Below are 21,929 nucleotides of genomic sequence, written 5' to 3' on the forward strand. Positions count from 1 at the left end.
GCGGCCTCGCGGGCCGGTGCCACGGCCCGCCCCGCCGATCGTCGCCCCGGCCACCACGCGCCCGGCGGCTACGAACTCCGTGTCGCGCAATATGACGATCGCGCTGATCGGAAACGCTTTTCCCCCGCTCGTCGCGCTCTTTTCCGGTCCAATCCTGGCCCAGGCCCTCGGTGTCGACGGTCGTGGTGCGGTGGCCGCTGCCACGGCGCCGCTCGCCCTCGTGGTCACCGTGGCGACCTTCGGTGTTCCCGAAGCCGTCACCTGGGCGATTGCCCGCAACCCCGCGCTGGCCCGCAACGCCTCGAACCGGGGCATGCTCATCATCGTTGTCGCCGGGCTACTCGCCATGGGCGCCGTCGCCCTGTCAGCGGCCTGGCTCAGCGGCGGCGATCCCACGGTGCAGCAGCTCATCCTGGTGGCCTGCCTCGCCATCGTGCCCAACCTGCTGGTCGGCGTGTTCCGGGGGGTGGCATCCGCTACCCAAAGCTGGCGGCTGGTCGCGCTGGAACGCATCGTCACGTCATCGCTGCGGCTCGCCGTGCTGATCCCGTTCTGGCTTACCGGCACCCTGACTCCGCTCGTGGCGACGATCGCGGTAGCGGCGATGCCGGTGACCGGGCTGTTCGTCTACATCGGTCGCATGCGCACCCTCGACCCGCGTGCCTTCGACGTGCCGCGGGAGGCCCGCACGGCCGGGTTGCTCAGCTATGGCCTGCGAATCTGGGTCGGATCGCTGTCGGGAATTCTGCTGTCGCGGCTCGACCAGGTACTCATGACGCCGTTCGCCGGCACCTACCAGCTTGGGCTGTACGTGGTCGCGGTGAGCGTGAGTGAGCTTCCGCTGATCATCAACCAGGCGGTGCGTGACGTGACCTTCGTGACGGATGCCGCCGATTCCGTCGACGCGCGCCTCGCGTCGTCCGCCCGCATCAGCACACTGCTGAGCGGCTTGGCGGCCCTGTTCTTGGGGATCACCATGCTGTGGTGGCTGCCGTTTTTGTTCGGCGAGGATTTTCGACCGGCCCTGCCGGTGGCCGCCGTTCTGCTCGCTGCGGTGGTCTTCGGCACTCCTGGGTCGATCGGCGGTTCCGGCCTGAGCGCGCGCGGTCGCCCTGGGCTGCGCAGCGTGTCTCTGCTGATCGCCTGCCTGGTGAACATCGCCCTGCTGATCGTGTTGGCGCCGATGCTCGGGGCGATGGGGGCTGCGCTGGCCACACTGGCCGGTAATTTGATCTCCAGCAACCTGAATCTGCTGTTCCTGTATCGCCGGTTCGGCATCAACCCGCTGAAGTTCTACGGTGTGCGGCGGGTGGACTTCGTGACCCTGCGTGAGTACGCGAAACGGTTCACCCGGCGGCGCAAGCGCTAGATCGTGCGGGTCGGTGCCGCTGTGGGCCCGGCCGCCGGATCCGGTCGGTAGGCGAGGCCGTCACGAAGCCCCCGGGCCGCTGCGATCAGCGGCCGCACCGAGGTCAACAGCTGACGTCGGCCGCCGCGGGCGATGACCTCCCAGGCCGCCGGCACGCTGCGACGACGCCAGCGTCGCCGGTCGGGGGCGTCGAGGTTGCGGGCCGCGTAAACCAGGCGGTTGCGCACGTTGTAGTAGTAGTAGGAGTACGACTTGGCCTGTCCGGCGCTGTGCTGGCCACCGCCCTGGGTACCGCCCTGCGCGTGGGTCGCCTGGGCGTCGGCACAGACCGCGACAGTTCCCCCCACCTGCAGCGCCCGCTGCGACAGCTCGACATCTTCCCAGTACAGAAAATAGTCGTCGCTGAACCCACCGATCCGACACCACAGCTCGTCACTGACCAGCAGGCAGGCCCCGCTCAGCCACGGCGTGGTACGCGCGCCCGGGTGGTCAGTGCGTCGACGCGTCGCGCGCACCCGACCGTCATCGAGGTACAGGTCGCTGCCGTCGAACCACACCGTGCCGTCGGGCCGCAGGATGCGGGGCGAGACCAGGGTGAGCGGATGCTCGCTGACCACATCGAGCAGGCGGGCGACCTGGTCGGCGACGATGGCGGCATCCGGATTCAACAACAGGAAGTGCGCACACCCATTCTGTTGCGCCCGAGCGACACCGACGTTCATGCCTCCGCCGAAGCCGAGGTTGGTCGGCGACAGCACGTGTTGCCAGCCTTCCCGTTCAGCGAGCGCGCTCACCCGGTTCTGCTCGGCCACGTCGGTGAAGTTGTCGACGACGACGACCGCGAGCCCCGGCGCCGATCGGGAGAGCGGTTGCAGGTTCTCTTCGAGCAGGGCCGACGACCCGAAGTTCACCACCACGACGGTGAGGGAGGTGAGGTTCGTGTCGGTCATGCGGTCAGTATTGCAGATCGACGCACACAACCTGACAACTTCTCAACGCACCGCGCTGTTCTCCGAGCTTCACCCCGCGAAGCGGTCGGTCGCCTCGATGAGGGCGTCGAGGATGCCGGGCTGGTCGAAAGCATGGCCGGCGTCGGGAATCAGGTGGAATTCGGCTTCCGGCCAGCTCTTGTGCAGGTCCCAGGCGGTGAAGGCCGGGGTGCACATGTCGTAGCGGCCCTGCACGATGACGCCGGGAATGTCGGCGAGGCGGGTGGCGTTGTCGATGAGCTGGTTGGGCGTGAACCAGCCCTTGTTGGTGAAGAAATGGTTCTCGATCCGCGCGAAGGCCACCGCGAAGGCCGGATCGGAGAAGTGCGCGATCTTGTCGGGTTCTTGCAGCAGGGTGATCGTCGACGATTCCCAGGTTGCCCACGCCACGCCGGCGCGTTCCCGCACGAACTGGTCGGGATCGTGCAGCAGTCGGCCGTAGGCCTCGATCAGATGACCGCGTTCGGTTGGCGGAACCGGCGCGAGGAACGATTCCCACAGGTCGGGGTAGATGGCCGCGGCGCCGCCTTCATAAAACCAGTCCAGCTCGACCGGGCGCAGGGTGAAGATGCCGCGCAGAACGAGTTCGGTGACCTTCGCGGGGTGGGTCTCGGCGTAGGCGAGAGCGAGGGTGCTGCCCCAGGATCCGCCGCAGACCAGCCAGCGGTCGATTCCGAGGTGCTCCCGCAGCATTTCCAGGTCGGCCACCAGTGTCCACGTGGTGTTCACGCTCAGGTCGGCGTCGGGCTCGCTCGCGTGCGGCGTACTCAGGCCGCAACCGCGTTGGTCGAACAGGATGATGCGGTACTTCGCCGGGTCGAAGACGCGACGCTGGTTCGGGCTCGACGCGCCGCCCGGGCCGCCGTGCAGGTACACCGCCGGCTTACCGTCTGGATTGCCGGAGGCTTCCCAGTAGATGGTCTGGTTGACGCCGACATCGAGCATGCCGGTTTCGTAGGGTTCGAGCTCGGGGTAGAAGGTACGCATTGCTCGAGCCTATGCCCCCGGGTGGGAGGCCACGAGTTGACCAGGTCTGGTCAGCGGCCGACCAGGCCTTGTTCGTAAGCCAGGATGACCGCCTGCACTCGGTCACGCAGGCCGAGCTTGTGCAGGATGCGGCCGACGTGGGTCTTGACCGTCGATTCGGAGAGAAAGAACCGCTCGGCCAGTTCGGTGTTGGAGAGACCCTCGGCGATGGCGAGGAAGACCTCGGTCTCACGATCGGTGAGTGCCGCGAGGGCCGTGCCGGTGCCCGCGTCGGGCGCGTCGACCTGGGGCAGTTGGGTACCGAACAGGTCGAGCAGACGTCGCGTGACGCGCGGTGAAACGGATGCCTCGCCGGAGACCACGGTACGGATCGCGGTGATCAGCTCCCCCGGTTCGGCGTTCTTGAGCAGGAAGCCACTCGCCCCGGCACGCAACCCGCCGAACGCGTACTCGTCGAGGTCGAAGGTCGTCAGGATGATGATGCGGGTGTTCGGCTGGGCCGCCATGATCTGCCGGGTGGCCTCGATGCCGTCGAGCCCCGGCATGCGCACATCCATCAGGATGACCTGCGGGCACACGCTTGCGGCGAGCGCGATCGCCTGCGCGCCGTCGCTCGCCTCGGCGACGACGCGCAAGTCGTCTTCGGCTTCCAGCACCATGCGAAAACCCACGCGCAGCAACGCCTGGTCGTCGACGAGCATGATCCGGATCGGATCCGGCCGCGCGGTCTCAAAAACCGTCATGTCTCATCCTCATACGTCATCGACGCGTGCACCCGCCAGCCGTCGTGGAGTCCGGCGCCGGCTTCAAAGGTTCCTCCATAAATAGCCACCCGTTCCTGCATGCCGATCAGGCCACGACCGAAACTCCGAGCGCTCGGTTCGCGGCGCTGCCGGCCATTGTCACTGACCGTGACCTCGGCCATGCCTGGCGCCGAGTTCAGGCGAACCACGACGCGGGTCGGAGTATCGGCGTAGCGCAGCACGTTGGTGAGCGACTCCTGCACCAGCCGAAAGATGGTCAGCTGCACGCTCGGATTAGCCGGCTCGCGCCCACTCCGTTCCAACACGACCGGAAGCCCGGTCGAGCGAAAGGATTCGACCAGGTCGGCGAGTTGATCGATGCCCGGCTGCGGCTCGCGCGGGGCCGGCTCCGAGCCGACATCGAGCACCCCGAGCAGGCGCCGCATCTCAATCATCGAGCGGCGCCCGGTGACCGCGACGTCGAGCATCGCCGCACGGGATCGCTCCACATCCTTGGGGGCGATGGCGTGGGCACCGTCAGCAAGAGCCACCATGACCGAGAGGCTGTGGGCGACCACATCGTGCATTTCACCGGCAATGCGCGCCCGTTCGGAGATGCGCGAAAGCTGGGCCTGCTGGTCACGTTCCCGGGTCAGTTGCGCGGCCAGGTCAAGTAGGGAGGCCACATAACGTTTACTGTTTCCCATGTTGACCCCGACCAGGGTCGCGGCGAGCATCATGATCGCCACCTGAATGACGACCGGAATCCAGGGCGCCTCGGCCGGGTCGTCGGTCAGCCAGGCTGCCAGACCCGCCAGGAGCGTCGAGGTTCCGAACCCGATCCAGGCGCTGCGCACGTCGGAGTACACCGCGACCGCGTAGAGCGCGAGCAGCTGGGCGATCAGGTGAACCTCGCCGTAGTCGGCGAAGGTGAGCAGGCCGATCCAGGTCACGGCCAAAACGAGCCGCGGCATCCGTCGGCGAAGGAACAAGGCCGCGGCCAGAAGTACCACGATAGCGGCGTTCAGAAGAACGTCGGCGAGTGGTGCGGGGTCGGCATCGAGCAGGTTGAGCACCAGGGTGAGCGCCGTCGGCACGACGTAGATCGCCGCGATGAGGGCGTCGGCCAGGTGCGGATGCCTGGTCCAGAACCTCCGTACGATGCCGGGCGGGGTCGGCAGACGCAGTTCTCCCCCCGGCGTCAGTGCGCGCCCGGGGGGAGAACTGTTGCGGCTCATTCTTCGATGGTACGGGTCAGGCGTCGCGGCGCTTGAGCAGCAGCGCGGCCGCACCGAGACTCACAACGACCCAGGCGAGCACGACGAGGAAGGCCTGCCAGGACTCCATAGTGGTCGGGGTGATCATCTCGGAGCCGGCCACGGTGAACATGAACGGCACGATGTCGGCGACCCACTCGACGAGCAGCGAGAACAGGGCCACCACCGTGGGCAGCAGCAGGATGATTCCGAGCACCGTGGCGATTCCGCCTGCGCTGCTGCGCACAATGGTTCCGATGCCGATGGCGAACACAGCGATGAGGCCGAGGAACAGCGCATTGCCGAGCAGCGGCAGGATCACCCCAACATCGAACAGGTTCGCGGTCATGCCCTTGGCTCCCAGGATGGGCGTGGCCACGAGGAACGAGCCGACGACGCTGAACAGGCCCACCGCAAAGGTGAATCCGAACAGCACAAAGACCTTGGCCCACAGTGCAGGCAGACGGTTGGGCACCGCGGTGAGCGTCGACCTGATCATGCCGCTGGAGTACTCCCCGCTGATCGAGAGCACACCGAGGACGGCGACGATCAGCTGGCCGAGGCTCAACCCCGATGTGGCGACCATGACGAACAATTGGTCGTTGTCGATGCCCATGGCACCGGCGGAGTCAACCCCGGAGGTCATGGCGAACGCCATGAGCACCGCGATGCCGAGCGAGGCGAGGACGACGAGGGAGAAGCTCCAGTAGGTGGAGCGCAGGCTCCACACCTTGATCGACTCGGAGCGGAGCAGGCCGATGAAGCTGAGCCCGGACCCGGTCGGGACGAACGATGCGCGGGCTGCGGCCGGCTGGGTTGAGTTGATTACGGCGCTCATCGAGCGACCTCCGCTTCGGTGTGCGTATCGCCGGTGCGGTACTCCACTTCGTTCTGGGTCAGTTTCATGTAGGCGTCTTCGAGTGAGGCGCTCACCGCCGTGAGCTCGTGCAGGGAGATCTGCGCGGCCGCAGCGCGGTCACCGATCTCGTTGACGGTCAGTCCGCTGATCTCGAGCACGTCCTGCTCCAGGTTGGTGATGGTGACATCCGCCTGCGCGAGCAGGCTGGCCAGGGCTGCGGTGTGCGGCGTGCGCACGCGAACCGTGTTCTGCGCGGCCGAGGCGATGATGTCGGCGACCGAGGCATCCGCTATCACGCGGCCGCGCCCGAGCACGATGATGTGGTCGGCGGTGAGTGCCATCTCGCTCATGAGGTGCGAGGAGAGCAGAACGGTACGCCCCTCGGCCGCGAGCTGCTTGGTGAGCTTGCGTACCCACTGCACGCCCTCCGGATCGAGGCCGTTGACCGGCTCGTCGAGGATGAGGGTGGCCGGGTCGCCGAGCAGCGCAGCGGCAATGCCGAGGCGCTGCCCCATGCCGAGGGAGAATCCGCCGACGCGCTTGCGGGCGACGGACTCGAGACCGGTGAGGTTGATGACCTCGTGCACCCGGCTGGTGGGGATGCTGTGGGTTGCGGCCATGGCGCGCAGGTGGTTGTAGGCGCTGCGACCGGTGTGTACCGCCTTGGCATCGAGGAGCACGCCGACCTCGCGCAGCGGCGCCTTGTGCTCGTGGTACGGCTTGCCGTTGACGATGACCGAGCCGGCGCTGGGGCGATCCAGACCGACGATCATGCGCATCGTGGTGGACTTGCCTGCACCGTTCGGCCCGAGAAAACCGGTGACCTTGCCGGGCTGCACGGTGAAGTCGACCGCGTCGACCGCCGTCTTGCTTCCGTAGTGCTTGGTCAGGGACTGTGCCTGGATCACGACTGCCTCATTCCGTTGATGGGTGAGGCCCCGTTTCGTGCCGCGAAGCCCCCATACCCCAAGATACGGAATGAGATCTTTGTGGCGCATCAACCGAGGGGATGGTTGTGCGCCACCGGTGTCGTACCTGAGTACGACGTTTGCGAGCTACTTTCTGGCCGGCTTCACGGCCGGTTTCTCTGCGGCGGGCGCACTGCCGGAGGCCCGCTGCTCGGCATAGTAGTCGCGGGCTTCGGCCTGGCGCTCGGCTTCGATGCCGCTTGCGATCGTGGCCCGCAGGTGGTCGGGCGAGTAGCCGAACGCGTCGACCAGGTCGAGGGCATATGGGCGGATGCGGGCGATCAGCCGGTCGATGTAGGCCGTGACGGCTTGGGCGCGCTGGGCGGACAGCCGACCGTGGATGAGGTACCAGGCCAGGTTCTTCTCGACCAGTCCGAGGCCGAACAGGTCGCGCAGCCAGGTGAGCACCTGCCTGGTGCCGGAATCCATCGGAGCGTCGAGGGCGCGGGTGAACGATTCCCATTGCAGCAGTTCGCCGTGGGCGCGTGCCGCTTCGATGAGCTCGTTCTGGTGCGCGTTGAACAGGTCGGCGGCTTGCTTCTTGGGCAGCTTTGTGGCACCGCGCAGCTTGCCGGCGACTTCGCCGATCATGCTCTCCACCCGATCGGTGAGCAACTCGCGCTGCACGTCGGCATCACGGAGGGCGCCGACGGAACGGGCCGTGGACCCGCGGTCGAAGACGGTCTGACCGAGGGTGCGCAGCCCGGTGCCGTGGTAGGCGCGACCGGCGGCGTGCTGGACGACGTAGCGGGCGAGGGCACCGGCATCCGCTGTGGCGAACTTGCGGCTGTAATCGGTCAGCAGGCGCTTGGCGACGAGCTGCAGCAGTACGTTGTTGTCGCCTTCGAAGGTGGCGAAGATGTCGAGGTCGGCGCGCAGGCCGACGAGGCGGTTCTCGGCGAGGAAGCCAGCACCCCCACAGGCTTCGCGGGCTTCCTGCAGGGTGTCGAGCGCGTGCCAGGTGGAGAGCGGCTTGAGAGCGGCGGCGAGAGTTTCGAGATCTTGCCGGTCGTCGTCGGTGTCGGCCTTGCCGCTGAACACCTCGTCGAACTTCACCAGAAACTCGTCGTGCGCGAAGGTTTGTGCGTAGGTCGTGGCGAGCCGGGGGAACAATCGGCGCTGGTGCCGCTGGTAGTCGAGGATCACCTCTTCGTCGGTGTCGCTGCCGGCGGTGAACTGGCGGCGCTGGCTTCCGTAGGTGATGGCGATGGTCAGGGCCAGAGCGGATGCCGCGGTGGCGGCCCCGTCGAGCGACACGCGCCCCTGCACCAGGGTGCCGAGCATGGTGAAGAAGCGGCGGCCGGGGCTGGATATCGGGCTCGTGTAGGTGCCGTCTTCGGCGACATCACCGTAGCGGTTGAGCAGGTTTTCGCGGGGAATGCGCACGTCATCGAAGTGCAGCCGGCCGTTGTCGATGCCGTTGAGGCCGCCCTTGAGGCCGTCGTCTTCGCCGCCGATACCGGGCAGGAAGGTGCCGTCGGCGCCCCGAATCGGCAGGTAGAAGGCGTGCACGCCGTGGTTGACGCCCTGGGTGATGAGCTGCGCGAACAGCACGGCGGCGATGCCGTCTTTTGCCGCATTGCCGAGGTAGTCCTTCCAGGCGGCGCGGAACGGGGTGTTGATGACAAACTCGCCGGTTTCGGCGTCGAAGGTGGCTGTGGTGCCGATGCTGGCGACGTCGGAGCCGTGGCCGATCTCGGTCATGGCGAATGCGCCGGGAACGGAGAGGTCCATGATGCCGGGCAGGTACTTGTCGTGGTGGTTCTTGGTGCCCAGGTGCAGCACGGCGGCGCCGAACAGGCCCCACTGCACGCCGCCCTTGATCTGCAGGCTCGGGTCGGCGATGACGAGTTCTTCGAAGCCGGCGATGTTTCCACCGTGGTCGTCGTGCCCGCCGAGGTGTTTGGGGAATGCACGCAGCACGTGACCGTTGGCAGCGAGCACCTTGAGCTGCTCGAGCACGCGCAGCCGGTGGTCGGCCATGGAGAGGCCCTCGATGCGCTGCATGTCGGGGCGCGCGGTGACCTCCCGGGCGGCGAGGCGCACGTCGGCCCAGGTGCCGAGCAACTGGCGGCCCAGCTGTTCAACGTTGACCGTGGGGGCGGTCGGGTCACCGACCGTCTTGATGGGGCCGGTGTCGATGCTGGCATCGAGGATGGGGTCGATCGTCGTCGATCGGGTGCTGGAGCGCTGTTTCGTGTCAACCATGGTTGGTCCTAACTGTTCGCGCGAAAGTGGTGTTCGCAACGTTAGGACCGCGTGGTCGCGGTCGTGAAACGCGCGGTGCGGGGGCGACAACGTTATACGCCACCCACGGCATTCGTTTTGTAGATTACACACAACTCTTGGCACTGCTGACCTGCGCTCACCCACAACTAACGCGGTCAGGCGGAACCGGCCACGACTTCGAGCAGGGCTGCTCCGTAGGCCTCGAGCTTCTTGGCGCCGATACCGGTGATGCCGTCGAGCCCGGCAAGGGTCGTCGGGCCCGCCGCGGCGACCGCGATGAGGGTCGCATCGCCAAAGACGATGTAGGCCGGAACACCCTGCTCCTTCGACTCGGCGGACCGCCAGACACGCAGCGCCTCGAACAGAGTCTCTTGCTCGGTGCTGAGGTCGGCGGCGGCGACCTTCGCGGCGCTGGGGCGACGGGCGGCACTCGACCGCGCCGGGCGGTCGGGTTCCCGCCGCAGCTGCACGTCGCGACGGCCGCCGAGAACGTCCGCCGCGGCATCCGTCAGCACCAGGGTGCCGTATTCGCCGGAGGTGGCGAGCAGACCCTGGGCCAGCATCTGACGCACAACGCCGCGCCAGGATTGGTCGCTCAGGTCGGCGCCCAGACCCCAGGTACTGAGTTCGGTATGTCGGTACTGGGTGGCTCGGGGGGTCTCCTTGCCCCGGAGAATATCGATGAGGTGCCCGGCGCCGAACTTCTGGTTGCGTTCGCGGTGCAGGCGCACGATGGTGGAGAGCAGTTTCTGGGCGGGGATGGTGCCGTCCCAGGCTTCGGGCGGTTCGAGGCAGGTGTCGCAGTTGCCGCAGGGTTCGCTGCTCTGGCCGAAGTAGCGCAGCAGGTTGACCCGGCGACAGTGCACGGTTTCACACAGGGCGAGCATGGCGTCGAGGTGGGCGGAGAGCTTGCGCCGGTGGCCGAGATCGCCCGGTGACTCGTCGATCATGCGGCGCTGTTGCACCACGTCTTGCAGGCCGTAAGCGAGCCAGGCCGTGGCCGGGGCACCGTCGCGGCCGGCGCGACCAGTCTCCTGGTAGTAGCCCTCGACCGATTTGGGCAGGTCGATGTGGGCGACGAAGCGCACGTCGGGCTTGTCGATGCCCATGCCAAACGCGATCGTGGCCACGATGACGACGCCCTCCTCGCGGAGGAACCGACTCTGGGTGCGGGCGCGCAGACCCGCGTCGAGGCCGGCGTGGTACGGCAGCGCGTTCACGCCGTTCTGGCGCAAAAATTCGGCGGTCGCATCGACGGTCTTGCGGCTGAGTGCGTAGACGATTCCGGCGTCGCCCGGGTGCTCGGACTTCAGGAAGGACAGAAGTTGTTTGCGCACCTCGGATTTGCCGACGATGCGGTACTGGATGTTGGGCCGGTCGAAGCTCGCCACGAAATGCTTGGCGTCGCCCATTTGCAGGCGGGTGGTGATCTCTTGGTGTGTGGCGTCGGTGGCCGTGGCGGTGAGCGCGATGCGCGGTACGTCGGGCCAGCGGTCGGCCAGTTCACCCAGCGCGAGGTAGTCCGGCCGAAAATCGTGCCCCCACTGCGACACGCAGTGCGCTTCGTCGATGGCGAACAGGGCGATGGTGCCGCGTTCGAGGAGCCGCTTGGTGGCCTCATTGGAGAGCCGCTCCGGAGCGACGTAGAGCAGGTCGAGGTCGCCGCCCAGGTAGTCGCGTTCAACCTGATTGCGGGTGGCGGAATCCTGGCTGGAGTTGAGGAACTCGGCGCGCACACCGACGGCGGTGAGGGCATCCACCTGGTCTTGCATGAGGGCGATGAGCGGCGAGACGACGATGCCGGTGCCGGCTCGCACGAGCGCCGGAATCTGGTAGCAGAGGCTCTTGCCGCCGCCGGTGGGCATGAGGACGACGGCATCTTTGCCGTCGACGACCTGCGCGATGATCTCAGCCTGATCGCCACGGAAGGAGTCGTAGCCGAAGACGGTGTGCAGGGCTTCGGCCGCGGAGGTGAACTTGCGAGTCGCCGCGCGAATGGGAGCGGTGGCGCGGGCGGGCGGTTGCTGTGAAGCGGATGCGGCACCCGAGTAAGCCGGCTGTTGGCTGTACTGCCGATCCCCGAGGTCCCGGTCGAACTCGGGCGGTGGTGCGTCGTAGTCGTCCGGGGCGTCGAAATCGCTCGGGCCGTCGACGGAACGGGGCGGTTCGACATCGTCGGGGTTCTGGGGCAGCTCAGCGTTCCAACTCACCTGTACAACTTTACCCGGGCCCCCTGACACGTTGCCCCTGCCCCGTTTCCAGCCACAGGAGCGGGCTCAGGATCGGGGGGTGCGGCGCAGCAGGAGCAGGGTCACGGTGACCGCCAGAAGCACTGCGCCCAGGGTCCCGCCGATCCAGGCGAGAGCAGAGAGGGAACTGTCAGCTGCAGTGTCTGCGGGGGGCGAGGTGGCGGCATCCGTGGCTGCGGCATCCGCTTCGGTGCCGCAGGTCGGAGCCGTGGCCGCGCCCCCGGCGAGCGTCTGACCCGCCGCCGGCTGCCAGTCGAAACGGAATTCGTCGGAGATGGCATGGCCGTCGGTGGAGACCGTCTGCCAGATCACCGTGTACTCCCCCGCAGCGCCGAGCTGCGCCGCAGTCTCGACCGTGGCACCCGACACGCTCGCGCAGCCGTCACCGTAGAACAGCGGCGCGCTGGCCGGCCCGGTGACGACCATCGCGCTGCCAGACCCGGTTCCGCCGAGATCGAGCAGAAGGTCACTGGTGGTGACCGAGAACAGGCCGGGTTGCTCGGTCACCACGGCGTCGGCGGCCGGCGACGAGCCGACGACATAGTTGTGAGCGGAGGCAGGGGTAGAGCCCCAGCCGAGGGCCGCGGCAGCAACGACGATCGCGAAGACGGCGCTGGCCGTTCGGCGAACCGTCCGGCCGGGCGATCTACTCGCACCGGCAGCTGCCCGGCTGGCCGGCCGGCCAGCCGATGTACCGACCTCGCCGCGAGCCGTCGTGTTGCCGCGCATGCCGCTAGACCGACTGCTTGCGGCGCGCGGTGACGGCCAGCACGATGCCGACGGCACCGACGACGAGTCCGCCGGCACCCAGCACGCGGGCCAGAATGTCATCGGCGGATGCGGCCGTGGCCGGTGCGGCCGTGGCGTCATCGTGCGTGGCGACCGTTTCGGCGTCGGTGTCGGCATCGCTGTGTCCGTGCGCGTCACCGGTGGCTGCGGTGACCGTTATGAACGGAGCCGGGAGGGCCGGTTCGTCCTCGCCAGAGACCGTGGCTTCGTTCCAGTTGGTCTCTCCCACTTCGCAGGTTTGCAGCACGGGAAATGCAAGCGTCTCACCCTCGGAATCAGCGGGCAGCTGCAGGCTCAACGCAAACGTGTCGCGAAAACCGTCGGGAAGAGGGGTCACGGCGGTGTATCTGACCTGGCCGACCCGGGTAGTGATGTCGTTGCCCTGGCCGTCGTCGATCGGCGTAGCGAGATCGACAGCGACTTTTTCGACGGTCCAGCCCGGGTTCACTGTTGGGGAGACGCTCGCGATGCTCTCGGGAATGTCAATGGTCATCGTCGTCGTCGACGAGCCTGCGCAGCCGTGCGCGGTCGAGAACGTGAGCACGGTATATGCTCCGGCGCCGGTCGCGTCGGGGGTCACGGACACGTGGGCGCTGGCCGCGAGCGGCGCCGCGAGGGCAAGCATCATTCCCGCAGCGAGCGCGGAGGCTGCGATGAGGGGGGTCGTGAACTTCATGATCATCCTTAAACTGTGGGGTGCTCGAAACGACGACCGCCAGCAGTCCGGGCGCTGAGGTGCCGCCCGGCGCGTGCGACAGAGCCGCGACAAAGGTCGAGAGAATGGCAACGATCCAGCCGCGCGCAAAGCTGGCCCAGCGTGTGTGCATGTAACCCCTCTCCGGCTCACACCACAGTAGCCGACCGACCCGGCAAGAAGACTGGCCCGAGCGGCTGGCCCGAGCGGCTGGCGGGCTGGCCGGCATCCGCTTATCAAGGTACCGGGCAACGCTAGGCTGGTGGCCTATGTTGACCGCGTTTTTTGGACTCACCGGGGCCGTGATCTTCGGCTCCGCAGACTTTCTCGGCGGGCTCGCCGCCAAGCGCATCAGCGCCGTGCTCGTGACCGCCGTCGCGGCGACCTCCGGGCTGGTGGTTTTGCTGCTCCTGCTGCCCTTCGTCGCCGGCGAGTGGTCGGCGTCTGCCGTGATCTGGGGTGCTCTGTCCGGGATCACCGGTGCGCTGGCCATCTCACTGCTGTACGCCTGCCTCGCAATCGGGCCCATGAGCATCCTCTCCCCGTTGACCGCGGTGGTCTCGGCGATCGTGCCGATGACCGCCGGTCTGCTCGGCGGGGAGCGATTTCTGCCCATCGGCTATTGGGCGCTCGTACTGGCCCTGGTCGCGGTCGTGTTGGTCGGATTCGTGCCGGAGCGCGGTGCCGTTCGACCACGTCTGCTGGGCATTGCCATGGCGATCGGCTCTGGCACGATGATCGGTGCCTTCATGATTCTGATCGACCAGACACCGTCCGACAGCGGGCTGGTTCCGCTCGTTATGAACCGCGCCGTGAACGGCGGCATCATGTTCACCGTCGTCGGGCTGATCGCCCTGCGCACGCTGCACCGGCGACGCGCGAGGGCAGCCGCGCCTGTCCTGGTCGCGGCTGGCCGATCAGTCGGTGCAGCAGAGCTGAGCGAACCCGTTGCAACATCCGACCGCCTGGCTCTGCGAACCGGCCTGAAACTGGCGGTGGCCTGCGGGGTGATCGACGTGACCGCGAACTTTCTGCTGTTGCTCGGTTTGCGCTTCGGCGACCTGAGCGCCGTCAGCGTGCTCACGGCCATGTATCCGGCCGGTACGATTCTGCTCGCCGCCGTCGTTCTCAAGGAACGCATCGCGCCGGTGCAGTGGTTCGGGCTGGCCCTCGCGCTCGGTGCGGCCGGAATGCTCGCGATCGCCTGATTGCGGGTCGCACCCCGTGGCGTATTCAGGAAAAACTGCCAGCCCCCACCACTCACCCGCGTGGATCAGGGCAGCTGCAGTCCCGTCAGCGAGGAATTTCCTGAATTGGCCACGCGAGGGGGTGACGATTCGGCTCGCGGTTGGGCCAGCGCCCGTGCGCGTCAGGCGCGACCGGTAAAAACGGGCTTGCGCTTCTCCTGGAACGCCGCAAAGCCCTCGCGGTAGTCGCCGGTGGCGCACAGCGCGGCCTGGGCTGCGGTCTCGTCGCTCATGCTCTGCCAGAGTCCGAGTCGTTCATCGCGCAGCGACTGCACGAGTGCCTTGCTCGCCAGAAAAGCCTGCGTTGCACCGGATGCCGCGCGCGCGGCCGCCTGCACGGTTCGGTCGGTCAGGTCTGCGGCGGGAAAAACCTGGCTGAACAGGCCGCCGGCGACGGCTTCGGCCCCGGACATGAGGCGACCGCTGTAGATGAGGTCGAGGGTGCGGTGAGCGCCGAGGCGTTCCACGAACAGGGCGTGCCCGCCCGAATCCAGGGTGGCGCCGAGGTTCGCGAACGGGGAGCCGATCTTGGCGGTGTCGGCGACGTAAACGACGTCGGTGGCGATGAGCAGGCCGAGCCCCACACCGAGGCAGGCGCCGTGAGCGGCCGCGAAGGTCGGCGCCGGAAACCGGCTCATGCGCTGCAGCAGCGGGGTGACAAGGTCGCCGAGGTAGCCGAGCACATCGTCGGTGCGCGGATCGACCGCGGAAATGTCTCGTCCGGCGCAGAAGGCACGGCCCTCACCGCGCAGGACGAGCGCGCGCACGCCGGCCCGCTCTGCGGTTTGGTAGGCCGCGTCGAGTTCGACGATCGCCCCCTCATCGAGGGCATTGAGCTTGTCGGGTGCGTTCAGCACCACGTAGGCGACGTCGTTGTCTATCGAGAGGTCAATCACGGCATCCGCTTTCTTGAGTTCCAGGCGACCTAGACGTCGTAGTCGACGACGACGGTGTCGGTGGTCGGGTGCGACTGACAGGTCAGCACATATCCGCGGGCGATTTCTTCGGGTTCGAGGGCATAGTTCTCGGTCATGGTGACGTCTCCGCTGACCAGCTTGGCGCGGCAGGTTCCGCAGACGCCTCCGGCGCAGGCGAACGGCACGTCGGGGCGCACCCGCAGAGCGGCGTTGAGGATGCTCTCGTTCGCGTTGACCGGGGTGGTCACCGTGTTGCTCTGACCGTCGAGGGTGAACTCGATCTGGAAGGTTTTGTCGCCCTGGCCGATGATGACCGGCCGGCCGCGATCCCCGCTGGCCGCGGCGGGCTCACCGGTCGTGAACAGTTCGAAGCGCACGTGGGAGCGCTCCACGCCGGTGCTTTCGAGGGTGTCGCGGCACAGCTGCACGAGTTCGAACGGGCCGCAGAGGAACCATTCGTCGACCGAGGCCGGGCGCAGGATGGTGTCGAGCATGCGCCGAAACTTCTCTTCGTCGATGCGTCCGGAGAGTAGCGAGGAGGAGCGCTGCTCCCGGGAGAGCACGTGGTAGAGCGCGAGGCGGGCCGGGTAGCGGTCCTTGAGCTCGGCGAGGTCGTCGAGGAACATCACGTCGAGCGCTGTGCGGTTGGTGTAGACGAGGGTGAAGCTCGAGGTTTCCGAGGCGGCGAGCACGGTGTGCGCGAGCGCCATCAGCGGCGTGATGCCGGAGCCTGCGGCGACGCCGACGATGTGCTTATGATCGAGGTTGCGCAGGGTCGAGGTGAAGCTGCCCTGCGGGCTCATCACGTCGATTTCGTCGCCGGGATGCAGCTCGCTGTTGGCCCAGGTGGAGAAGGCGCCGCCGAGGTCGCGTTTAATGGCGACACTGATCTGTCCGCCGTTGCTGGTTTTAACACCGGCCGGCCGGCAGATCGAGTAGCTGCGCCGCAGTTCCTGGCCGTCGATCGTGGCGCGCAGGGCGAGGTGCTGGCCGGGAAGGTAGTCGAACGCACCCTGCAGTTTGGGCGGAACGGTGAAGGTGACCTCAACGCTGTCGGCCGTGAGTGGCCGCACCTCGGCCACGGTGAGGGTGTGGAAGCGCGCGCGATGCTTGACCGGCGCCAGCGTGGTCGCGCCCTGGATGGTGGATTCGAGACGTGTTGCAGCCATTAGAGCACCTTGAAGTAGTCGAACGGCTCGAGGCAGTCTCGGCATTCGTAGAGGGACTTGCAGGAGGTGGAACCGAAATGCGCGAGCTCACGGGTGTTGAGCGAGGAACAACGCGGGCACTTCACGGCCATTTTCAGACTGATCGGGCCGGCCGGTCCGGAGGCACGGGCCGTCGCATGCCCTGTGGGGGCGGCGATACCGTATTCCCGAAGCTTTGCTTTGCCGATCTCGCTCATCCAGTCGGTGGTCCAGGCGGGGCTGAGCACGAGGCGAACCGCGACGTTCTCATACCCGGCGCTCGTGAGCACCTCGAGCACATCGTCGCGCATGGCGTCCATCGCGGGGCATCCGCTGTAGGTCGGGGTGAGCGTGACGGCGACGGCATCATCGGTGACGGTAACTGAACGCAACACACCGAGGTCTTCGATCGTGAGCACCGGGATCTCCGGATCGACAACCTGAGCGGCGATTCTCCACGCGGCGAGGGACGCTGCGTCGGTGGGACGCGGCCGGGCTTCAGCTTCAATCCGTGCTGCGGTGGTGCCGGCGGTGGTCACCATGATGCTCCGGGGTGAGCGCGGGTGAGCACCTGCATCTCGGCGAGAAGAAAGGCGAGGTGCTCGGAGTGCTTGCCGGTGCGCCCGCCGCCGGAAGCGACGAATCCGCTGGGAATGTCGAGTTCGGCTTCGGCGAGCACCGGTGCGATGGCTGCGTCAAAGGCCGGTAGCAGGCTCGACGGGCGAACCGCGATTCCTTCGAGCCGGTCGATGAGCGGGTCGTCGCGAAAGATCTCTTCAACGTAGGGCCACAGGTCGGAGAACGCGGTGATCATGCGGCGGCGCGACTCGTCGGTGCCCTGCGCGAGGCGCAGCACCCACTGGGTGGAGTGGTCGCGGTGGTAGTCGACCTCTTTCACCGCCTTGGCGGCGATCGCGGCGAGCGTCGCATCAGCGGATGCCCGCAGCCGGCTGTACAGCTCGAACAGGTAATGGGCCACGATGAACTGACGCGCGATCGTGTGGGCGAAATCACCGTTGGGCTGCTCGACGATGTGCAGTGACCGAAAATCGGGCTCGGTACGCCAGTAGGCGAGATCGTCTTCGGTACGGTTCGACGCGGTGCCGGCGTAGTGCAGCAGGGACCGGGCGTGCCCGATCAGGTCGAGGGCGACGTTGCCGAGGGCGACGTCTTCCTCGAGCTCGGGCGCGCGGGAGATCCAGGCGCCGAGTTGCTGGGCGAGGACGAGTGCGTCGTCTCCGAGCCACAGGGCGTATTCCGCAACGTCGGCCGTTGCGACGGACGCGCCTTCGATGAGCTCGGCGTCGAGGGTGGTGACGTCGACCGCGACGTGGCCGTGAATGTCTTCGGGAGTTTCGGCGGGGGCATCCGCTTCGATGTGTTCACTCACAGGTGTTTCACTCCCTCGCTCTTGGAGTAGTAGCTCGCGTGGCGGTAGTTCTTGCCGGCGGGAGATTCGAAGAAGGCACCCTTGGCGTCGGGATCACTCGTCGTGATGGCGGCGGCGGGGACTACCCAGACCGAGACGCCCTCGCTGCGGCGGGTATACAGGTCACGGGCATTGCGCACCGCGAGGGTTTCGTCGGGGGCGTGCAGGGATCCGACGTGCACGTGGCTGAGGCCGCGGTTGGAACGCACGAACACCTCCCAGAGGGGCCAGATTTCTGCTGCGGAATCGCCGGGAGTGGTCATGAGGCTGCCTTTTCAGATCGTTCGGACTGTTTGCGTGCATACGCTGCGGCTGCTTCGCGCACCCACTGGCCATCTTCGTGGGCGTCGCGGCGGCGCTGCAGCCGCTGGGCGTTATTCGGACCGCGACCGGCGAGCACCTCGTGAAACTCGGTCCAGTCGATCTCGCCGAGGTCCCACTGCTGGGTTTCTTCATTGAAGTGCAGGTCGGGGTCGGGCAGGGTGACGCCGAGCACGGCTGCCTGGGGAACGAGCATGTTCACGAAGCGCTGGCGCAGCTCGTCGTTGGAGTGGCGCTTGATCTTCCAGGCCATGGACTGCGCGGAGTTGGGAGAGTCGTCGTCGGGCGGGCCGAACATCATGAGCGCGGGCCAGTACCAGCGGTTGACCGAGTCCTGAGCCATCTGGCGCTGCTCCTCGGTGCCAGCCATGAGCTCGAGCAGAATCTCGAAACCCTGACGCTGGTGGAAGGATTCTTCCTTGCAGATGCGCACCATGGCGCGGCCGTAAGGACCGTAGGAGGCACGGCAGAGCGGCACCTGGTTGCAGATGGCGGCACCGTCGACGAGCCAGCCGATCGAGCCCATGTCGGCCCAGCTCGGGGTGGGGTAGTTGAAGATCGAGGAGTAGCGCGCCTTGCCGGCGATGAGGGCGTCCGTCATGTCGTCGCGGGTGGCGCCGAGGGTCTGCGCCGCCGAGTACAGGTAGAGTCCGTGGCCGGCTTCGTCCTGCACCTTGGCGATGAGGATGGCCTTGCGCTTGAGGCTCGGTGCGCGCGTGATCCAGTTCGACTCGGGCTGCATGCCGATGATCTCGGAGTGCGCGTGCTGCGAAATCTGGCGCACGAGCGACTTGCGGTAGCCCTCCGGCATCCAGTCGCGCGGTTCAATGCGCGAATCGGCTTCGATCAAGTCGTTGAACTGCTGCTCTTCGACGCTGATAACGGCGGTTGCGCTCGTATCGGGCGTGATGGTGCTTGTCATCATCGGCTCCTGGTCTGCGTTGACTGTGGTGGTCGGATCGTTTTCGTGCACAAGCGGGTGACGCTAGGGTGATGCAGGTCGGCAATTGTGCGCACGGATACGAAATCTATTACCGACCGACCGTTCAGTTAGTATATAGTCACATTATCGGCCGGGCAACCCCGTCCGCCACGGCAACTCAACGAGGAGATCCGAATGACGCAAGCTCGCTCTGTCGGCAGTCAAGCCATGATGCAGCGCGATCGGGCATCCGCTTCTCTCGGAATGATCGTGCATCGGAACGAGCCGGGCCACTCGGTCGTCTCCATGATCGTGCGCGACGACATGCTCAACGGTTTTGATGTGACCCACGGCGGTTTCATCTTCGCCCTCGCCGACACGGCTTTCGCCATTGCCTGCAATGATTCACACCACGTCACCCTCGCCGCCGGCGCCGACATCACCTTTCTGAAACCAACCACGAGCGGCCAGACCCTGACGGCGACAGCGTTACTACGCGTGAAAAGCGGTCGCAGCGGCATCTACGATGTGCGCGTCACGGTAGATGACGATGTCACCGTTGCCGAATTTCGCGGCCGCAGCCGCACCACCAATCTGCCCGTCCCTGCCCGCAACCACCTCTAACTCCTTTCGGAAGGCCTCATGTCAACGCTGACCAAGACCCGTCTGCACGCACCAGCACTCGAAGAACTCGACGCTGCCGAGCGGATGTCCCAGGGTGAGATCCGCGCGCTGCAGCTCACCCGCCTGCAGCACACTGTGCGGCACGCCTACGAAAACGTACCTCTTTATACGCGAAAGTTCGATGCGGCCGGCGTGCACCCCGACGATATTCGCAGTCTCGAAGACGTGTCCTTGCTGCCGTTCACGACCAAGGAAGACCTGCGGGTGTCCTACCCGTTCGGCATGTTCGCTGTTCCGATGGACCAGGTTGCACGCATCCATACATCATCGGGCACCACCGGACTTCCGACAGTGGTCGGGTACACGAAGAACGATCTCGCCATGTGGGCGGGCCTGGTGGCTCGCAGCCTGCGTGCTTCTGGCGTGCGCCCCGGCATGAAGGTTCACAACGCCTACGGATACGGCCTGTTCACGGGTGGCCTTGGCGCCCACGCCGGAATCGAAGCGCTCGGTGCCTGCGCCATCCCCATGTCGGGTGGTCAAACCAACAAGCAGGTGCAGATGATCACCGACTTCGAGCCCGACGTCATCCTGTCGACGCCGAGCTACCTGCTCACAATCACCGACGCCATGGTCGCCGCCGGCCTCGACCCGCGCCGCTCGAGCCTCAAAGTCGGAGTGCTCGGCGCCGAGCCGTGGACCAACCAGATGCGCCGTGAACTCGAAGACCGGCTGGACTTCGACGCCCTCGATATCTATGGTCTGAGCGAGGTCATGGGGCCGGGTGTCGGCAACGAGTGCATCGAGTCCAAAGATGGCCCGCACCTCTGGGAGGACCACTTTTTGCCCGAGATCATCAACGGTGACACCGGGGTCACCCTGCCCGATGGTGAAACCGGTGAACTCGTCTTCACCTCGCTCACCAAGGAGGCTTTTCCGGTCATTCGTTACCGTACTCGCGACCTGACCCGTCTGCTTCCCGGCACGGCCCGTCCCGGCATGCGCCGCATGGAGAAGATCACCGGCCGCAACGACGACATGATCATTCTGCGCGGGGTCAACCTGTTCCCCACTCAGATCGAAGAGATCGTGCTCGGCATCGAGCACCTCTCTCCGCATTTCGTGCTCGAACTGACCAGGCCGTCGCGCATGGACGAGCTCACCGTGCGCATCGAGCGACACGAGCACACCGACGATGCGGCCTCAGCGGCCGCTCGTGCGCTGCTCATCGACCTGATCAAGGACCGGATCGGCTCCAGCGTCAATGTGCTCATCGTCGAACCGGGCACCCTCGAGCGCAGCACCGGCAAGCACAAGCGCGTCTACGACCTGCGCTGAACGGTCGTCGTCGGTACGCCCGCGTGAGAGACTCAAGACCTATGTCTGACGTACACACTCCTAAACGCGGGCGCCCCGGCTATGACCAGCGGGCCATTCTCGAGATCGCCGTCGCCGCGTTCAACGAATTCGGATATGACGCAACCTCCATGGGAGTGCTCGCGGCACGTCTGGCTCTCTCGAAGGCGGCAATTTACCACCACTTCTCGTCCAAGGATGAAGTTCTCCAGCTTGCCCTCGACGAGGCCCTCAATGGCCTGGAGGGTGTGCTCGTGGAGTGCGGTGCCGTGACCGGGACCGCTATCGATCGTTTGGCCTACGTGCTTCGCGGCGCCGTGCAGGTTCTCACCTCACGCCTGCCCTACGTGACGCTCCTCCTGCGGGTTCGGGGGAACACCGATGTTGAGCGCCTCGCGCTGACCCGGCGTCGCGCCTTCGACCGCGCCGTTTCCGTTCTGGTTATCGAGGCACGCGATGAGGGTTCGTTGCGCAGCGACATCGATCCGCGGGTCGTGACTCGTCTGCTCTTCGGCATGGTTAATTCAATCGCCGAATGGTACCGCCCGGAGGGACCGGAAGATGCCGCGCAGCTCGCCAACGACGTGCTGGCCGTTGCCCTGGACGGCTTGCGGCGCCGCTAGGACGCGCCAGGACAAGGAAGGGCCACGCACAGTGTGCGTGGCCCTTCCTTGCTTTGTCGGCTACGCACGTTAAACGCAGAAAGGCCACCCGGGGGTGGCCTTTCTGGTCGTTCTAAGTTAAGTCCGGCGGTGTCCTACTCTCCCACAGGGTCCCCCCTGCAGTACCATCGG

21 protein-coding genes are annotated in these 21,929 nt (G+C 66.5%); 5 read left to right on the top strand and 16 right to left on the bottom strand.

Going from position 1 to position 21,929, the window contains the following annotated elements:
• The first annotated feature begins 16 nt into the window (after positions 1-16).
• Positions 17-1,369 carry an oligosaccharide flippase family protein gene (locus E3O25_RS05095; protein WP_166787733.1) on the top strand — a complete coding sequence of 451 codons (1,353 nt, stop codon included), beginning with the start codon at positions 17-19 and terminating at the stop codon, positions 1,367-1,369.
• On the opposite strand, the gene E3O25_RS05100 is transcribed toward E3O25_RS05095, so the two are convergent.
• From E3O25_RS05100 to E3O25_RS05145, 10 genes are all read right to left on the bottom strand, one after another.
• Entirely contained in the window at positions 1,366-2,319 is a 954-nt protein-coding gene (locus E3O25_RS05100; RefSeq protein ID WP_092106895.1) for a glycosyltransferase family 2 protein, read from the bottom strand. The genes E3O25_RS05095 and E3O25_RS05100 overlap by 4 nt on opposite strands.
• Positions 2,320-2,388: 69 nt before the next feature.
• Positions 2,389-3,345 carry a prolyl aminopeptidase gene (gene pip, locus E3O25_RS05105; RefSeq protein WP_092106893.1) on the bottom strand — a complete coding sequence of 319 codons (957 nt, stop codon included), beginning with the start codon at positions 3,343-3,345 and terminating at the stop codon, positions 2,389-2,391.
• A gap of 50 nt (positions 3,346-3,395) precedes the next feature.
• Positions 3,396-4,088 carry a response regulator transcription factor gene (locus tag E3O25_RS05110; RefSeq protein ID WP_092106891.1) on the bottom strand — a complete coding sequence of 231 codons (693 nt, stop codon included), beginning with the start codon at positions 4,086-4,088 and terminating at the stop codon, positions 3,396-3,398.
• Positions 4,085-5,326 (bottom strand): sensor histidine kinase, encoded by a 1,242-nt coding sequence (locus tag E3O25_RS05115; protein ID WP_092106889.1) that lies wholly within the window; start codon positions 5,324-5,326, stop codon positions 4,085-4,087. The genes E3O25_RS05110 and E3O25_RS05115 overlap by 4 nt, the downstream gene beginning before the upstream one ends.
• Positions 5,327-5,342: 16 nt before the next feature.
• Positions 5,343-6,182 (bottom strand): hypothetical protein, encoded by an 840-nt coding sequence (locus tag E3O25_RS05120; protein ID WP_092106887.1) that lies wholly within the window; start codon positions 6,180-6,182, stop codon positions 5,343-5,345.
• Positions 6,179-7,111, bottom strand: a complete 933-nt coding sequence (locus tag E3O25_RS05125; RefSeq protein ID WP_134360612.1) for an ABC transporter ATP-binding protein — start codon at positions 7,109-7,111, stop codon at positions 6,179-6,181. The genes E3O25_RS05120 and E3O25_RS05125 overlap by 4 nt, the downstream gene beginning before the upstream one ends.
• Positions 7,112-7,258: 147 nt before the next feature.
• A complete protein-coding gene (locus E3O25_RS05130) occupies positions 7,259-9,379 on the bottom strand; it encodes an acyl-CoA dehydrogenase (protein WP_134360613.1) in 2,121 nt (706 codons plus the stop codon).
• Between the two features lie 176 nt (positions 9,380-9,555).
• The gene (recQ, locus tag E3O25_RS05135) at positions 9,556-11,592 is read right to left on the bottom strand and encodes a DNA helicase RecQ (RefSeq protein ID WP_134360620.1); all 2,037 of its coding nucleotides are present in this window, start codon (positions 11,590-11,592) and stop codon (positions 9,556-9,558) included.
• A gap of 84 nt (positions 11,593-11,676) precedes the next feature.
• Positions 11,677-12,378 carry a copper resistance CopC family protein gene (locus E3O25_RS05140; protein ID WP_166787732.1) on the bottom strand — a complete coding sequence of 234 codons (702 nt, stop codon included), beginning with the start codon at positions 12,376-12,378 and terminating at the stop codon, positions 11,677-11,679.
• 4 nt (positions 12,379-12,382) lie between these two features.
• The gene (locus tag E3O25_RS05145) at positions 12,383-13,114 is read right to left on the bottom strand and encodes a YcnI family protein (RefSeq protein WP_166805972.1); all 732 of its coding nucleotides are present in this window, start codon (positions 13,112-13,114) and stop codon (positions 12,383-12,385) included.
• 287 nt (positions 13,115-13,401) lie between these two features.
• Here E3O25_RS05145 and E3O25_RS05150 point away from each other — a divergent pair, with 287 nt between their 5' ends.
• On the top strand, positions 13,402-14,340 hold the full coding sequence (locus E3O25_RS05150; protein WP_134360615.1) for an EamA family transporter: 939 nt from the start codon (positions 13,402-13,404) through the stop codon (positions 14,338-14,340).
• A 161-nt stretch (positions 14,341-14,501) separates the two neighbouring features.
• Here the strand turns inward: E3O25_RS05150 and E3O25_RS05155 are convergent, their stop codons facing one another.
• From E3O25_RS05155 to paaA, 6 genes are read right to left on the bottom strand one after another with little or no spacing between them, the layout of a single operon-like run.
• On the bottom strand, positions 14,502-15,275 hold the full coding sequence (locus E3O25_RS05155; protein ID WP_092106873.1) for an enoyl-CoA hydratase/isomerase family protein: 774 nt from the start codon (positions 15,273-15,275) through the stop codon (positions 14,502-14,504).
• Between the two features lie 29 nt (positions 15,276-15,304).
• Complete coding sequence (gene paaE, locus E3O25_RS05160) at positions 15,305-16,465, bottom strand: 1,2-phenylacetyl-CoA epoxidase subunit PaaE (protein WP_092106871.1); 1,161 nt, start codon at positions 16,463-16,465, stop codon at positions 15,305-15,307.
• Positions 16,465-17,025 (bottom strand): 1,2-phenylacetyl-CoA epoxidase subunit PaaD, encoded by a 561-nt coding sequence (gene paaD, locus E3O25_RS05165; protein WP_092106869.1) that lies wholly within the window; start codon positions 17,023-17,025, stop codon positions 16,465-16,467. Before paaD ends, paaE begins: the two co-directional genes overlap by 1 nt.
• Entirely contained in the window at positions 17,019-17,873 is an 855-nt protein-coding gene (gene paaC / locus E3O25_RS05170) for a 1,2-phenylacetyl-CoA epoxidase subunit PaaC (protein ID WP_241988502.1), read from the bottom strand. The genes paaD and paaC overlap by 7 nt, the downstream gene beginning before the upstream one ends.
• The gene (paaB, locus tag E3O25_RS05175) at positions 17,870-18,175 is read right to left on the bottom strand and encodes a 1,2-phenylacetyl-CoA epoxidase subunit PaaB (RefSeq protein ID WP_092106867.1); all 306 of its coding nucleotides are present in this window, start codon (positions 18,173-18,175) and stop codon (positions 17,870-17,872) included. Before paaB ends, paaC begins: the two co-directional genes overlap by 4 nt.
• A complete protein-coding gene (gene paaA, locus E3O25_RS05180) occupies positions 18,172-19,158 on the bottom strand; it encodes a 1,2-phenylacetyl-CoA epoxidase subunit PaaA (RefSeq protein ID WP_092107562.1) in 987 nt (328 codons plus the stop codon). Before paaA ends, paaB begins: the two co-directional genes overlap by 4 nt.
• Before the next feature lie 192 nt (positions 19,159-19,350).
• Here paaA and paaI point away from each other — a divergent pair, with 192 nt between their 5' ends.
• Genes paaI through E3O25_RS05195 form a run of 3 tightly spaced genes read left to right on the top strand, consistent with a single transcriptional unit; the run spans position 19,351 to position 21,758 of the window.
• Positions 19,351-19,779, top strand: coding sequence for a hydroxyphenylacetyl-CoA thioesterase PaaI (gene paaI, locus E3O25_RS05185; RefSeq protein ID WP_092106863.1), 429 nt, complete (start codon positions 19,351-19,353; stop codon positions 19,777-19,779).
• An 18-nt stretch (positions 19,780-19,797) separates the two neighbouring features.
• Positions 19,798-21,117 (top strand): phenylacetate--CoA ligase PaaK, encoded by a 1,320-nt coding sequence (paaK, locus tag E3O25_RS05190; RefSeq protein ID WP_092106861.1) that lies wholly within the window; start codon positions 19,798-19,800, stop codon positions 21,115-21,117.
• Between the two features lie 41 nt (positions 21,118-21,158).
• Entirely contained in the window at positions 21,159-21,758 is a 600-nt protein-coding gene (locus E3O25_RS05195) for a TetR/AcrR family transcriptional regulator (protein WP_092106859.1), read from the top strand.
• Positions 21,759-21,929 lie beyond the last annotated feature (171 nt).

Source organism: Cryobacterium sp. TMT1-3, assembly GCF_004402315.1.
GTDB classification, from domain to species: domain Bacteria; phylum Actinomycetota; class Actinomycetes; order Actinomycetales; family Microbacteriaceae; genus Cryobacterium; species Cryobacterium luteum.

Bases quoted from the DNA above. Each gene is read 5' to 3' on its own strand.
- E3O25_RS05100 (WP_092106895.1), bottom strand. From the start codon at position 2,319: ATGACCGACACGAACCTCACCTCCCTCACCGTCGTGGTGGTGAACTTC.
- pip (WP_092106893.1), bottom strand. From the start codon at position 3,345: ATGCGTACCTTCTACCCCGAGCTCGAACCCTACGAAACCGGCATGCTC.
- E3O25_RS05110 (WP_092106891.1), bottom strand. From the start codon at position 4,088: ATGACGGTTTTTGAGACCGCGCGGCCGGATCCGATCCGGATCATGCTC.
- E3O25_RS05115 (WP_092106889.1), bottom strand. From the start codon at position 5,326: ATGAGCCGCAACAGTTCTCCCCCCGGGCGCGCACTGACGCCGGGGGGA.
- E3O25_RS05120 (WP_092106887.1), bottom strand. From the start codon at position 6,182: ATGAGCGCCGTAATCAACTCAACCCAGCCGGCCGCAGCCCGCGCATCG.
- E3O25_RS05130 (WP_134360613.1), bottom strand. From the start codon at position 9,379: ATGGTTGACACGAAACAGCGCTCCAGCACCCGATCGACGACGATCGAC.
- E3O25_RS05140 (WP_166787732.1), bottom strand. From the start codon at position 12,378: ATGCGCGGCAACACGACGGCTCGCGGCGAGGTCGGTACATCGGCTGGC.
- E3O25_RS05145 (WP_166805972.1), bottom strand. From the start codon at position 13,114: ATGAAGTTCACGACCCCCCTCATCGCAGCCTCCGCGCTCGCTGCGGGA.
- E3O25_RS05150 (WP_134360615.1), top strand. From the start codon at position 13,402: ATGTTGACCGCGTTTTTTGGACTCACCGGGGCCGTGATCTTCGGCTCC.
- paaE (WP_092106871.1), bottom strand. From the start codon at position 16,465: ATGGCTGCAACACGTCTCGAATCCACCATCCAGGGCGCGACCACGCTG.
- paaD (WP_092106869.1), bottom strand. From the start codon at position 17,025: ATGGTGACCACCGCCGGCACCACCGCAGCACGGATTGAAGCTGAAGCC.
- paaB (WP_092106867.1), bottom strand. From the start codon at position 18,175: ATGACCACTCCCGGCGATTCCGCAGCAGAAATCTGGCCCCTCTGGGAG.
- paaA (WP_092107562.1), bottom strand. From the start codon at position 19,158: ATGATGACAAGCACCATCACGCCCGATACGAGCGCAACCGCCGTTATC.
- paaI (WP_092106863.1), top strand. From the start codon at position 19,351: ATGACGCAAGCTCGCTCTGTCGGCAGTCAAGCCATGATGCAGCGCGAT.
- paaK (WP_092106861.1), top strand. From the start codon at position 19,798: ATGTCAACGCTGACCAAGACCCGTCTGCACGCACCAGCACTCGAAGAA.
- E3O25_RS05195 (WP_092106859.1), top strand. From the start codon at position 21,159: ATGTCTGACGTACACACTCCTAAACGCGGGCGCCCCGGCTATGACCAG.